A 12832-nucleotide genomic window follows, 5' to 3' on the forward strand; every position below is an offset into this window, starting at 1 on the left:
AGGACTGCCACCATGAAAGCCCGCGTCACGATCATGCTGAAGGATGGCGTCCTTGATCCGCAAGGCGAGGCGATCCGCCACGCGCTTGGCGGGCTGGGCCATCGGGGCGTCTCGGGCGTGCGCCAGGGCAAGCTGATCGAGCTGGATCTGGATGCGACCGATGCCGACGCCGCCCGGACCGAGGTTGCGCGGATGTGCGAAGGCCTGCTGGCCAATACCGTGATCGAGAAATACTCGGTCGAAATCGTCTGACGCAGCGGCAACCTGCGTTTATCGTCAGGTTGCCCTGCAGACCCCGTTGCAAAAGCGCCGGGATTATCGCCCAATGCGCCGATGATGAACGATAAAGCCGCACCGAAGGACGCCGCCCCCGTGATCCAGATCCAGGGGCTGCACAAGGCCTATGGATCGGTCGAGGTGCTCAAGGGCGTGTCCATGTCCGCGCCGCGCGGCCATGTGGTCAGCCTGATCGGGTCGTCGGGTTCGGGCAAATCCACCCTGCTGCGCTGTTGCAACCTGCTGGAAAACAGCCAGGCGGGCGAGTTCAGCTTTGAAGGCGAAGCCGTGCGGTGGAAAGGGCAGGGCATGGCCCGCGTGCCCGCCGACCGCGCGCAGGTGATGCGGTTCCGCACCAACCTGTCGATGGTCTTCCAGCAGTTCAACCTGTGGTCCCACATGACGATCCTGCAAAACGTCATGGAGGCGCCCGTGACCGTTCTGCGCGAAGACCGTGCGGCAGTCGAAGCCCGCGCCCGGATGCTGCTGGACAAGGTGGGCATCGGCGACAAGACCGAAGCCTGGCCCGCGCAGCTGTCGGGCGGCCAGCAGCAGCGCGCCGCCATCGCGCGCGCCTTGTGCATGCAGCCCAAGGCCTTGTTGTTCGACGAACCGACAAGCGCCCTCGATCCCGAGTTGCAGCAGGAAGTCGTGCGCGTCATCAAGGATCTGGCGGGCGAAAGCCGCACCATGATCATCGTGACGCATGATATGCGCCTGGCGGCCGATGTCAGCGATCATGTGGTCTTTCTGCACCAGGGCCTGATCGCCGAGGAAGGCCCGCCCGACCAGCTTTTCGGCGCGCCGAGAACCGACCGGCTGCGCCAATTCCTCAGCGCCTCCCTGGCGCATTGAACAAGACGACCAACAGGAGTGTTTGAGAATGAAGAAACTGCTGCTTGCCGCGACCGCCCTGGCCTTGACCGCCGGGTTGGGGATGGCCCAGACCGTCCGCATGGGGACCGAGGGCGCATACCCCCCCTATAACTTCATCAATGAGGCGGGCGAGGTCGCGGGCTTTGAACGCGAACTGGGCGACGAGCTGTGCAAGCGGGCCGAACTGGACTGCACCTGGGTCAAGAACGACTGGGACTCGATCATCCCGAACCTGGTGTCGTCGAACTATGACACCATCATGGCCGCGATGAGCATCAACGAGGAACGCAAGGCGGTCATCGCCTTTACCCAGGATTACCTGCCGCCCGCGCCTTCGTCCTATGTCGCGCTGCAGGATGGCGTGGATCTGGAGGGCGGCGTGGTTGCCGTGCAGACCGGCACCGTGCAGGCGTCCCATGTCGCCGAAACCGGCGCGACGATGCTGGAATTTCCCAACATCGACCAGGTTCTTGCCGCCATCCGCAACGGCGAGGCCGACGCGGGCTTTGGCGACCACGAGGTCATGCGTCCCTTTGTCGAGGACAGCAACGATCTGGTCTTCGTGGGCGAGCAGGTGAACCTGGACGAAGGCATCGGCGTGGGCCTGCGCCAGTCCGATACCGAATTGCGCGAAAAGCTGGATGCGGCCATTACCGCGATGAAGGAAGATGGCAGCCTGAACGCGCTGATCAAGAAGCACTTCGGCGACGACGCGCAGACTTACGAATGATCTGATACCGCCGCGGGGTTCACCTGCGGCGGCCAACGGGACAGGCGAATGTTTTCCTATTGCAGCGACCCTTCGGTGCTGGACGGTTTTGCGTGGTTGTCGTGCTATCTGACGACCGGCACGCATATGCTGTTCTATGCCAGCTTCCTTGTGGTGCTGCTGCTACTGGCAATCACTGCCCCCATTGCGCTGCTGTTCGGATATGGCGGGGCAATGGCGTCGCGGTCGCGGATCTTGCCGCTGCGCTGGCTGGGCAAGATCTATACCTCAATGGTGCGGGGGGTGCCGGATATCGTCTTCTTCCTGTTCGTGCCCATTGCGCTTGACCAGGGGCTGGAATGGCTGCGCCACAAGGCGCTGTGCGACAGTGACGCCCCGGTGCGGCAGGGCAATGATTTCGTTGTCTGCGCGGCGGCCAAGCTGCCCTTGTCAACCAGCCCGGAATGGGTCCACGACATCTATGCCATGTCGCTGGCCGTGATCGCCTTTTCGGTGGTCTTCGGAGCCTTTGCGGCGAATGTCCTTTATGGCGCGATGCAGGCGGTTCCGCGCGCGCAACTGGAAACGGCCGAGGCTTATGGCATGACCCCTCGGCAGGTGTCGCGCCGGATCCTGGTGCCGCAGATGTGGACCTATGCCCTGCCGGGGCTGTCGAACCTGTGGATGATCCTGATCAAGGCCACGCCCCTGCTGTTCCTGCTGGGAATCGAGGATATCGTCTATTGGGCGCGGGAACTGGGCAGTGCCAAGACACGGTCCTTTGCCTATCCCCATCCCGATTGGCGGCTGTATTACTTCATCGCGGTGCTGGTCTTCTATCTGCTGATGACCTGGGTGTCGGAACGGGTGCTGGACCGGGTGATCCGGCGCCTGTCCGCAGGCCAGGCGACCATGGCCGGCGAGGCGCAGCGCAAGGCAGGCGTGGCATGACCTGCGCGCAGACGATCATCGACTATGGCCTGCGGTCGCTGGGCATTGGCGAACGGTTGCTGCCGCGCAGCGATTTCACGTTGTGCCAGCAGGTGACGCTGATCGGGTCGGGCCTGATCTGGAACCTGTATTTCGCCTTTTTCGCGCTGTTGTTCGGGTTCTTCCTGGCAACTGCCCTTGCCCTTGCCAAGACCAGCACGAACCCCTTCCTGCGCAAGCCTGCCGACGCCTTCATCTTCCTGTTCCGGGGCAGCCCGCTGTTCATCCAGTTCTTCCTGGCCTACGAGGCCCTGGTGCTGCTGCCCCGCGCGGGCATCGAAATCTTCGGCATGACGGTGGCGACAAGCTGGCTTGCGAAAGCCTGGGCCGGTGCGTTGATCGTGCTGACGCTGAACACCGCCGCCTATTCCGCGCAGATTTTCCACGGCGCGCTGATGGCAGTGCCCAAGGGCGATATCGAGGCCGCCGAGGCTTACGGCATGACGGGCTGGACCAGGTTCCGCCGCGTCCTGTGGCCCACCATGCTGCGGCTGGCCTGGCCTTCTTACACGAACGAGGCGATCTTCCTGTTCCATGCCACCACGCTGGTGTTCTTTTCGGGCTTCCCGGCCTTCCAGCAGCGGGGCGACAGCCTGTATTATGCCAGCTATTTCGCGGGCCAGACCTTCAACCCCTTTGTCGCCTATCCGATCGTGGCAGGCTATTTCGTCCTGTCGACCCTTGCGCTCATCGGCTTGTTCGGCATCGTGAACCGGCGCCTGAACCGCCACCTGCCCGGTGCCGTGGGGCGCATCCGTTATCGTCCGCAAGTGATCCGGTGAAGTTATGGACTGGCTGAAAGAACATCCCGAGGTCAAGACGATCCGCGTGGCCGCAGCCGACCTGAACGGCGTGGCGCGCGGCAAGCGCATCCCTGCGCGCTATGCCCACAAGGTCTTTGATGAAGGAACCAAGTTTCCATATTCCGTCCTGAACCTGGATATCTGGGGCGAGGATGTCGAGGACAGCCCCCTGGTTTTCGAGATCGGTGACCCGGACGGCTTGCTGCTGCCCACTGAACGGGGCTTCCTGCCCATGCCCTGGCTGGATGCGCCGACGGCGTTGCTGCCCTTATGGATGTTTCATACCGATGGCCGCCCTTACGAAGGCGATCCGCGCCAGGCCCTGGCCCGCGTGGTCGAACGCTATACCCAGGCGGGCCTGACACCCGTCGTGGCAACGGAACTGGAATTCTTCCTGATCGACGATTCAGGGCGCCATTTGCGCGTCCCCCCTAGCCCGCGCTCTGGCAAGCGCCGCACGGGGGGCGAAGTGCTGAGCCTGCGCGCTCTGGATGCCTTCGACCAGTTCTTCACCACGCTGTATGATGCCTGCGAAAGCATGGACATCCCCGCTGACACAGCCATTTCCGAAGCCGGGCCTGGCCAGTTCGAAATCAACCTGATGCATCAGGCCGATCCCCTCAAGGCCGCGGATGACACCTGGTTCTTCAAGATGCTGGTCAAGGGCATCGCGCGCCAATATGGATTCGCGGGCAGCTTCATGGCCAAGCCCTATGAGACGTTTTCGGGCAACGGGATGCATATGCATTTCTCGATTCTGGACAAGGACGGGCAGAACATCTTCGACAATGGCGGGGACGAGGGGACGGAACAGTTGCGCCATGCCGTTGCGGGTTGCCTGCGCGCCATGCCGGGATCGACGTTGCTGTTTGCACCCCATGAAAACAGCTATGACCGGCTGGTGCCGAATGCCCATGCGCCGACCGGCATTGGCTGGGCGTATGAAAACCGCACGGCGGCGATCCGTATTCCGTCATCGGGACCAAAGGCGCGCCGCATCGAACACCGGGTGGCGGGGGGCGACGTGAACCCCTATCTGACGGTGGCCGCGATCCTGGGGGCGGCGCTGAACGGAATCCTGGACCGGCTGGAGGCGCCTGCGCCGTTCCGGGGCAATGCCTATGACCAGAACCTGGCCCAGCTTCCTGCAAGCTGGGGCGAGGCGATTGACGCCTTCGACACCTGTCCTGAAATGCGCCGCATCTTTCCTGCCCACCTGATCGAAAACTTTGTCATGACCAAGCGCCAGGAACTGCACTACATGGCGGAACTTTCGGACGAGGAAACGGTGGAACTGTATCTGGACACCGTTTGAAAAGGCGGCGGGAAAGCCGCCGCCTTTCGCGTCAGTCCCGGTGTTCAGGCAAAGCCTTCAAATCGTCCTTTGTCCAGCGCGACACCGCGTGAACGACCCCGTCGCCGTCGCGCATCACGTCCAGATCCGATACCGGCACCAGCACGGGCTTGGACCCGATGCCCAGGAACCCGCCCACGTCGATCACCACCTGCGCGCTGCTGCCCGACCCATGCACATGGGATACGGTGCCGACCGTGCTGTCGCCGGGGCCGTAAACGGTTGCGCCCGTCAGCACGGCATCGGTCATCTCATCCGGCAACAGCCGGGGATGTTCGGAATGATCCATGTCCTATCCTCCGTTAGCCTTGATCATGTCGGGCCAACGTCTGGGACGGTCGGGTGTTCCGTCAGGTCAGTTCAGGTATTTTTCGGGATCCACGCTGTCAAAGCCCTGGCGAACCTCGAAATGCACGAAACCGCCGCGGCCTGCCGTGCCGATGGACTGGCCCGCCGACACGCTGTCGCCCTTGGCTATATCCAGGGCGTCCAGCCCGGTATAGACCGTCATCAGATTGCCGTCATGGCGAACCACGACGATGGGCGCGCCGGACGTGTCCGTTGTCACGGCCGCAACCGTGCCGCGGCCCGCTGCCTTGACGGCTGTTCCGGCGGTGGCGGAAATGTCGATGCCGTCGTTCTTGCCCTTTTCATAGACCCGGATGATCGAGCCCGACACCGGCATCTGGAACCGCCCCCCCGTGGACGCTGCGGTCCGGGTCGCGCCCAGATCGGTCGCTGGTGCCTTTGGGCCGGGTTCGGCGGCAGGAATGGTCGTTTCCGAAGGCAAGGGCTGCGCGGCGGAGGGCGGGCGCGGGGTCGGGCTGCCGGTGCCGGGCGCGGTCGTGACCACCGCCGGATCGGGGGCCTTCTGGCCCGCGACCGGCACGATCAGCCGCTGTCCCACCCGCAGCGTCATCGACACGGGAAGCCCGTTCCAAGTTGCCAGATCCTGCACGCTGACGTCGTATTTGCGCGCGATGGACCAAGCCGTCTCGCCCGAGGCGACGACGTGCTGCGCCGGATTGGCAGGACTGGCCTGAGGTTTGGGAGCACTTGCAGCCGCAGGTGCCGCCTGCCGGGCAGGCTGGCCCGCAAAGGGGTCTGCCACGGCCCCCGACGCGGCTCCACCCGCTGCCGCCCCCCCGCCTGTCACGCGTTGCGACAGGACCAGTGTCTGCCCTGCGGCCAAGGGGGCGTTGGCGGGCAGGGCATTGTGCTGTGCCAGCCGCGCGGCATCGATGCCCAGCCGGGACGCGACGGTCGAAACCGTATCGCCATTGCGGGCCACGACGACCTGATAGGTCGGGAATGTTATCACGCCCCGATCATCGGGCTGCGGGCGGGGTGCCGCGCGGGCGGCGGCGTCAGCAGTGGTCAATGCGCCAGGCATCCAGCCGCGCAGGTCGGGGTCAAACCCGGTCGCCCCGCACGAAGCCAGAAGCAAGGCAGCCGCCCCGAGGCTGGCGGCTTGTCTGAAAGTCCTGCTCATTTCCGTCGTCCTTAACCTGCCATGCCGCAGATCCGGGTCATGTCGGTCCCAACCCTTCGACCAGCGGCACAAATCGCACTTGACGCAATTCGTCATAGTCATAGCCGGCTTCCGTCCGTGTCACGCGGATCAGCGTCTGGACCGCATCGGACTGTCCCACCGGCACAACCATGATACCGCCGATCTTCAGCTGTGCCAACAGCGGCCCCGGCGGATCCTCGGCTGCGGCGGTGACAAGGATGCGATCAAAGGGCGCCTGATCGGGCAAGCCTCGCGATCCGTCGGCCACCTGCGCGGTGATGTTCGACAGGCCGAGCTGGCGAAAGATCGCCTCGGCCTCGGTCACAAGGCGGCGGTGGCGGTCCACGGTATAAACGCGGCGACACAGACCCGACAGGATCGCCGCCTGGTATCCCGATCCGGTTCCGATCTCCAGCACGGTGTCGCGAGCGCCGGGGTTCAGCGACTGCGTCATCAGGCCAACGACCGAGGGCTGGCTGATCGTCTGGCCGCATGGGATGGGCAGGGGGGTGTCCTCATAGGCCCGGTCGGCGAACTGCCCGCGCACGAACAGGCCCCGGTCGATCTTTTCCATCGACGCCAGCACGCGCGGGTCGGTCACACCGCGCGACCGCAACTGGAACAGAAAGCGCATCTTGCGCTCGGCCGGGTCGTCGTTGCCGTCGGGGCCTTCGGTCATGGCATCTCTGCCTTCGAGGTATCGTCGAACAGATCCGCCATGTCTTGCAGCGAGGCATGGCAGGTCAGATCGGCCCGCATCGGGGTGACCGAGATAAAGCCGTCCAGGTTCACCGCCACATCGGTGCCGGCTTGGGCCGGGGCATTCTGCGCCCCGCCGGCCGCCCACATGAAGCGGCGGCCGTTGGGCGCGGTATAGGGCACGACGCTGAAATTCGTTCCCTGCCTGCGTCCTTGGCGGACAACGCGGGTGCCGCGCACCCCTGCCGCGGGGACAGGCGGAAAGTTGATGTTGTAGAACAGCCGGAAATCCGCGTCCGAGGTCCAGTCGCCATGATCCAGCAGCCGGCGGATGACCGCCGCGCCGTGCTGGCGCGCGCCCTCGAACGGATCGGCCAGCGCCGATGTCTGCGGGCCGAGGTATTGCGACAGGGCAATGGCGGGCAGGCCTTGCAACGCGGCCTCCATCGCGCCGCCGATCGTGCCCGAATACATGGCGTTTTCACCCGAATTGTTGCCCCGGTTCACGCCCGACAGCACAAGGTCCGGCGGCGCATCGGTCATGATGTCGCACAGGGCGGCCAGCACGCAATCGGCGGGGCTTCCCTCGGTCGCGTACCGGCGTTCATCCAGGCGCGCGACCATGGTCGGATGGGAATAGCTGATGCAATGGGCGACGCCCGATTGTTCGAATGCCGGGGCCACCGTCCAGACCTGTCCCGAGGGACCGGCAAGGGTTGCGGCGATTTCCGCCAGAACCGCCAGGCCCGGTGCGTTGATGCCGTCGTCATTGGTGATCAATATGCGCATCTTCCGGCCGTTCTTGGACGCTGCGGCAGCGTCAGTTCACGTCTTCGTTCCTGCTTAGCCGGGCGACCCGCCCGCTTCAAGCGTCAGAGGGGCCAGCGATGCCCGAAAGCGGTTTGACGGGACTGCCGGGCCGTTGCATCCTTTCCGCCAACGCAACCGGCGCGCGGGTCATGCAGATTTATCTTCCCATTGCAGAAGTATCCGTGAACGCCTTCACGCTGATCGGGCTTGGCGGGCTTGTCGGACTGATGAGCGGGCTTTTCGGCGTGGGCGGGGGTTTCCTGATCACGCCGCTGTTGTTCTTCATCGGCATCCCGCCCGCCATTGCCGTGGCAACGGGCGCGAACCAGGTCGTCGCATCCTCGGTTTCGGGCGTTCTGGCCCATGTGAAGCGCAAGAGCGTCGATTTCAGGATGGGCGGCGTGCTGCTGGCGGGGGGGCTTATGGGATCCTGGATGGGGGTTTGGGTCTTTACCCTGCTGCAGCAGGTGGGCCAGGTCGATCTGGTCGTGCAGCTTTGCTATGTCGTGTTCCTGGGCCTGATTGGCGCCATGATGTTGCAGGAAAGCATCCGCGCCCTGCACCGATCGTCCAAGCCCGGCCATCGCAAGCGGCTGCATCAGCACAACTGGGTCCATCGGTGGCCGCTGAAGATCAAGTTCCGTACCTCGGGCCTGTATATCAGTGCCTTTCCTCCGCTGCTGGTGGGGGTGGCCGTGGGGGTGCTGGCCGCGATCATGGGGGTGGGCGGCGGCTTCATCATGGTGCCTGCGATGATCTATCTGCTTGGGATGCCGACCCGGGTCGTGGTCGGCACGTCGCTGTTCCAGATCACGTTCGTGACTGCCTTTACCACGCTGATGCACGCGGTCAGCTATAACACCGTGGACATGATGCTGGCGGTGCTGCTGATCATCGGCGGGGTCGTGGGCGCACAGTTCGGCACCACGCTCGGTGCAAGGCTGCGGGCCGAACAGTTGCGGATCCTGCTGGCGCTGCTGGTGCTGGCCGTTTGCGGCAAGCTGGCGCTTGACCTGTTCCTGACGCCCGACGACCTGTACGTCATCCAGCCGGGGATCGGCTGATGCGGATGCGGATGGCGGCGCTGATGATGCTGGTCCTGGCCTGCACTGCAAGCGCGCAATCAACGGTGCCGCAGGGCAATGCCGATGCCTTGCCCCTCCAGGCCACGCCTGTTGCCGAACCGCCCCCGGCCGAGAGCGTGGTGGCGGGCCTGTCCAGCGACAGCGTGGCGATCACGGCCAGCTTCAACGGATCGGACATCCTGATCTATGGCGCGATAAAGCGCGAAGCCCCCATCCCATCCGGCCCGCCCTTGCAGGTGATCGTCACGGTCGAGGCCCCGTCCAGTGCCGTCACCGTATGGCGCAAGGAACGCAAGGCGGGGATCTGGGTCAATTCCGAAGCCGTCAGGATCGGCGCCGCGCCCGGTTTCTATGCGGTCGCCACATCGGCCGCCTTGGACGATATCCTGCTGCCCGAATGGGACAGCCGGTATCGGATATCCCTGTCCCATGCCATGCGGGCCTTTGCGGGCCAGATCGCCGTCGAAAGCGCCGTTCCCTTTACAGAGGCGCTGATCCGCATCCGCGAAGACGAGGGGCTGTATCGCCTGGACGAAGGCAGCGTGTCGCTGATCGACCAGACCCTGTTCCGCGCCGATGTCAGCCTGCCCGCCAACCTGGTCGAGGGGGCCTACAAGACCCGCATCTTCCTGCTGCGCGATGGGCAGGTCATCGACGTGTTCGTGGCCCCGATCAATGTGCGCAAGGTAGGACTGGAACGCTGGCTTTATCGGCTGGCCTTTGACCAGCCGTTTCTTTACGGGCTGATGTCTCTGGCCGTGGCGGTCTTTGCAGGCTGGGGCGCGTCCGCCGCCTTCAGAAAGCTGCGCCGTCCCTAACCCGCGATCAGCTCCGCCTGCCGCACGATCACCTCGGCCTGCTTGATCGAGGCGATGTCGACCAGCCGGCCCTTGTAGACGGTGGCGCCCGCGCCCTCGGCCTTGGCCTTTTCCATGGCGGCCAGGATCTCTCGCGCCTCGGTCACGGCGGCGTCGCTGGGCGAAAACACCTCGTTCGCAAGCGCCACCTGGCTGGGATGGATTGCCCATTTGCCAACCATGCCCAGCGTGGCAGACCGGCGGGCCTGTGCGACGAAACCGTCTGTATCGCTGAAATCGCCGAACGGGCCATCGACCGGCAGCAATCCGTGGGTGCGGCAGGCGGCGACAATGGCGGTTTGCGCCCAATGCCAGGGATCGGGCCAGTATTTCTGACCGTCGCGGATCATGTAGTAGTTTTCCTGCGTCCCGCCGATGCCGGTCGTCGCCATCCCCATGGAGGCCGCAAAATCGGCGGCGCCCAGGCTGATCGCCTGCATCCGGGGGGACGATGCCGCAATCTCCTCGACATGGCAGATGCCTGCGGCGCTTTCGATGATGACCTCGAAATCGATGCGCTTGGCTCGTCCCTTGGCGCGTTCGACCGCCGTCACCAAGGCATCGACAGCATAGATGTCGCTGGCGCTCCCGGCCTTGGGGATCATGATCTGGTCCAGCCGATCACCGGCCTGTTCCAGCAGGTCCACCACGTCGCGATACCAGAAGGGCGTGTCCAGTCCGTTGATACGGACCGACAGCGTCTTGTCACCCCAGTCGATGTCGCCAATGGCCTGGATGATGTTCTGGCGCGCCCGGTCCTTGTCGTCTGGTGCCACCGAGTCTTCCAAGTCCAGGTTGACAACATCGGCGGCGGATTTCGCCATCTTTTCGAACAGGCTTTCCCGCGATCCGGGGCCGAACAACTGGCAGCGGTTCAGGCGGGCAGGCGGCAAGGGTTGGGGGCGAAAGCTCATGCAAGGATCCGTTCCGAAAAGATTTGCGTTGCAGCAAGCAATATTGTTTCGCACCTGCAGCATCAAGCCCGCAGTTTGGTTTGGCTTGACGCGCCGGTTCTTTGGGCGCAGGACCGCTGCCACAACCGCTGAACACAAGGGGACACCATGACGCGCACGGTCTATGTAAACGGCGACTACCTGCCCGAGGATCAGGCCACCATCTCGATCTTCGACCGGGGGTTCCTGATGGCTGACGGTGTCTACGAGGTTGTCAGCGTCCTGAATGGCAAGCTGCTGGATTTTAACGGCCACCTGGTGCGGCTGAAGCGGTCGCTGTCCGAACTGGCGATGGACAATCCGCTGCAGGATGACGATTACCTGACGGCCTTCCGCGCGTTGGTGGACAAGAACGCGATCACCGACGGGATGATCTATCTGCAAGTGACGCGCGGCAACCCTGGGGATCGCGATTTCGCCTATCCCCCCGCAGGCACCCGGCCCACGGTGGTGATGTTCACCCAGTCCAAGCCCGGACTGGCCGATGCGCCCGCCGCCAGGACCGGTTGGAAGGTCATCAGTGTCGAAGATCAACGGTGGGCACGCCGCGACATCAAGACGGTGCAGCTGCTGTTCCCATCCATCGCCAAGATGGAGGCCAAGGCCCGCGGCGTGGACGACGCCTGGATGGTCGAGGATGGCAAGGTGACCGAAGGCACCAGCAACAATGCCTATATTGTCAAGAACGGCACCATCGTGACCCGCGCGCTTTCCAACGACATCCTGCACGGCATCACCCGCGCCGCTGTGCTGCGGTTTGCCACCGAGGCGCAGATGCAGGTCGAGGAACGCAGCTTTTCCATCGAGGAAGCTCAGGGTGCGGATGAGGCTTTCATCACCTCGGCCTCGGCTTTCGTGATGCCGGTCGTGGAAATCGACGGGGCGGCAATTGGCACGGGGCAGGTGGGTCCGGTCGCCACGCGGCTGCGAGAGATCTATCTGGAAGAAAGCCGCAAGGCCGCGATCTAGGCCAGCCCTTCGGACCCGCGCACAAGCCGCGCGCCGCTGCGATCCTGCATCAGGCGCGCGGCATCCGGCCCCGGCGCGGGCAGGGCCAGCACCATGTCGCGCAGGACGTTGATCGTGTCCTCGCCCTTGGGCAGGGTGGCGGGGTCAACGGGGGCACCGACCGTGATGCGGTATGGCTGGCGGCGCTTGTTCAGAACCTCGTTGAACAGTGTCACGTCGCGCAGCGTCGGATGGATCGCGTCCAGCAGATAGAACAGCGCCGAATTGCGGGCGCGGATGTTCATGGGAATGATCGGCACGCCGAACTTGCGCGCGATCATCGCGGCGCTTGCCATCCAGGGCCGTTCGTGCAGCGTCAGACCGTGGCGTTTCGCCAGGCGGCCTGACGGGAAGATCAAGCCGATCCGGCCCGCCGCCAATGCCTCGCGCGTGTAATCCATCGTCGCCTTGGTCTTGGCGTGGCTGCGCTTTTCCAGGCGCCATTCCACGCCTGCGATCAGATCGGCAGTCTGCGGCAGCACGCGGATCATGTCGTGGTTGGCATAGATGAACAGGTCGTCGCGCAGTTGCGACATCAGCGCATGAACGACGATTCCGTCCGCGATGCCGGTAGGGTGGTTTGCCACGATCAAGGCCGGGCCGGTCGCGGGAATATGCTCCATCCCCTCGACCCGGACATCGCGGACGATCAGGTCCGTCATGCGCCGCATGATCTCGATCGTGGGCAGGTCACGGAAATCGGCACCAAGGCGCAGGGTGGTGGGATAGCGCAGCAGGCCCATCATCGCCCATTTCGCCAGCCGGTGATGGGGCTTGCCGGAGTAAAGCCAGGGCGCCCGCTCGGCGATCAGCGGGTCCAGACGGGCCTGCATCTCGGCCTTGGCAATGGCGTCACGGTCAGTCATTCCGGTCTTTCTGCCCCGCTGCCTGGGTGCCTG

15 protein-coding genes are annotated in these 12832 nt (G+C 64.4%); 9 read left to right on the forward strand and 6 right to left on the reverse strand.

Going from position 1 to position 12832, the window contains the following annotated elements; genetic code table 11:
- Positions 1-12: 12 nt before the first annotated feature.
- From purS to Q5701_RS07470, 6 genes are all read left to right on the forward strand, one after another.
- Entirely contained in the window at positions 13-252 is a 240-nt protein-coding gene (gene purS, locus Q5701_RS07445; RefSeq protein ID WP_234853062.1) for a phosphoribosylformylglycinamidine synthase subunit PurS, read from the forward strand.
- Positions 253-333: 81 nt separating this feature from the next.
- The gene (locus tag Q5701_RS07450) at positions 334-1131 is read left to right on the forward strand and encodes an ABC transporter ATP-binding protein (RefSeq protein WP_373568624.1); all 798 of its coding nucleotides are present in this window, start codon (positions 334-336) and stop codon (positions 1129-1131) included.
- Positions 1132-1159: 28 nt separating this feature from the next.
- The gene (locus Q5701_RS07455) at positions 1160-1882 is read left to right on the forward strand and encodes a transporter substrate-binding domain-containing protein (protein ID WP_306754636.1); all 723 of its coding nucleotides are present in this window, start codon (positions 1160-1162) and stop codon (positions 1880-1882) included.
- Between the two features lie 48 nt (positions 1883-1930).
- Entirely contained in the window at positions 1931-2812 is an 882-nt protein-coding gene (locus tag Q5701_RS07460) for an ABC transporter permease (RefSeq protein WP_234853060.1), read from the forward strand.
- The gene (locus tag Q5701_RS07465) at positions 2809-3633 is read left to right on the forward strand and encodes an ABC transporter permease (RefSeq protein ID WP_234853059.1); all 825 of its coding nucleotides are present in this window, start codon (positions 2809-2811) and stop codon (positions 3631-3633) included. Before Q5701_RS07460 ends, Q5701_RS07465 begins: the two co-directional genes overlap by 4 nt.
- A gap of 4 nt (positions 3634-3637) precedes the next feature.
- Positions 3638-4969, forward strand: a complete 1332-nt coding sequence (locus Q5701_RS07470) for a glutamine synthetase family protein (protein WP_306754637.1) — start codon at positions 3638-3640, stop codon at positions 4967-4969.
- 31 nt (positions 4970-5000) lie between these two features.
- On the opposite strand, the gene Q5701_RS07475 is transcribed toward Q5701_RS07470, so the two are convergent.
- The 4 genes from Q5701_RS07475 to surE all read right to left on the reverse strand — a co-directional run bounded on the left by Q5701_RS07475 (position 5001) and on the right by surE (position 8009).
- Complete coding sequence (locus tag Q5701_RS07475; protein ID WP_306754638.1) at positions 5001-5297, reverse strand: PRC-barrel domain-containing protein; 297 nt, start codon at positions 5295-5297, stop codon at positions 5001-5003.
- Positions 5298-5363: 66 nt separating this feature from the next.
- Positions 5364-6500, reverse strand: a complete 1137-nt coding sequence (locus Q5701_RS07480; protein ID WP_306754639.1) for a LysM peptidoglycan-binding domain-containing protein — start codon at positions 6498-6500, stop codon at positions 5364-5366.
- A 37-nt stretch (positions 6501-6537) separates the two neighbouring features.
- Entirely contained in the window at positions 6538-7200 is a 663-nt protein-coding gene (locus tag Q5701_RS07485; RefSeq protein WP_306754640.1) for a protein-L-isoaspartate(D-aspartate) O-methyltransferase, read from the reverse strand.
- On the reverse strand, positions 7197-8009 hold the full coding sequence (surE, locus tag Q5701_RS07490; RefSeq protein ID WP_306754641.1) for a 5'/3'-nucleotidase SurE: 813 nt from the start codon (positions 8007-8009) through the stop codon (positions 7197-7199). Before surE ends, Q5701_RS07485 begins: the two co-directional genes overlap by 4 nt.
- Before the next feature lie 170 nt (positions 8010-8179).
- Here surE and Q5701_RS07495 point away from each other — a divergent pair, with 170 nt between their 5' ends.
- Both Q5701_RS07495 and Q5701_RS07500 read left to right on the forward strand, forming a co-directional pair.
- Positions 8180-9094 carry a sulfite exporter TauE/SafE family protein gene (locus Q5701_RS07495; protein ID WP_306755367.1) on the forward strand — a complete coding sequence of 305 codons (915 nt, stop codon included), beginning with the start codon at positions 8180-8182 and terminating at the stop codon, positions 9092-9094.
- Entirely contained in the window at positions 9094-9933 is an 840-nt protein-coding gene (locus Q5701_RS07500; protein WP_306754642.1) for a TIGR02186 family protein, read from the forward strand. The genes Q5701_RS07495 and Q5701_RS07500 overlap by 1 nt, the downstream gene beginning before the upstream one ends.
- Here Q5701_RS07500 and Q5701_RS07505 read toward each other — a convergent pair.
- Entirely contained in the window at positions 9930-10886 is a 957-nt protein-coding gene (locus tag Q5701_RS07505; protein WP_306754643.1) for an L-malyl-CoA/beta-methylmalyl-CoA lyase, read from the reverse strand. The genes Q5701_RS07500 and Q5701_RS07505 overlap by 4 nt on opposite strands.
- A 147-nt stretch (positions 10887-11033) precedes the next feature.
- On the opposite strand from Q5701_RS07505, the gene Q5701_RS07510 reads away from it, so the two are divergent.
- Complete coding sequence (locus tag Q5701_RS07510) at positions 11034-11894, forward strand: D-amino-acid transaminase (protein WP_306754644.1); 861 nt, start codon at positions 11034-11036, stop codon at positions 11892-11894.
- Here the strand turns inward: Q5701_RS07510 and Q5701_RS07515 are convergent.
- Complete coding sequence (locus tag Q5701_RS07515) at positions 11891-12799, reverse strand: 1-acyl-sn-glycerol-3-phosphate acyltransferase (RefSeq protein WP_306754645.1); 909 nt, start codon at positions 12797-12799, stop codon at positions 11891-11893. The two genes, Q5701_RS07510 and Q5701_RS07515, sit on opposite strands and share 4 nt — an antisense overlap.
- Positions 12800-12832 lie beyond the last annotated feature (33 nt).

It is taken from the genome of Paracoccus actinidiae, from assembly GCF_030863885.1.
Taxonomy (GTDB): domain Bacteria; phylum Pseudomonadota; class Alphaproteobacteria; order Rhodobacterales; family Rhodobacteraceae; genus Paracoccus; species Paracoccus everestensis.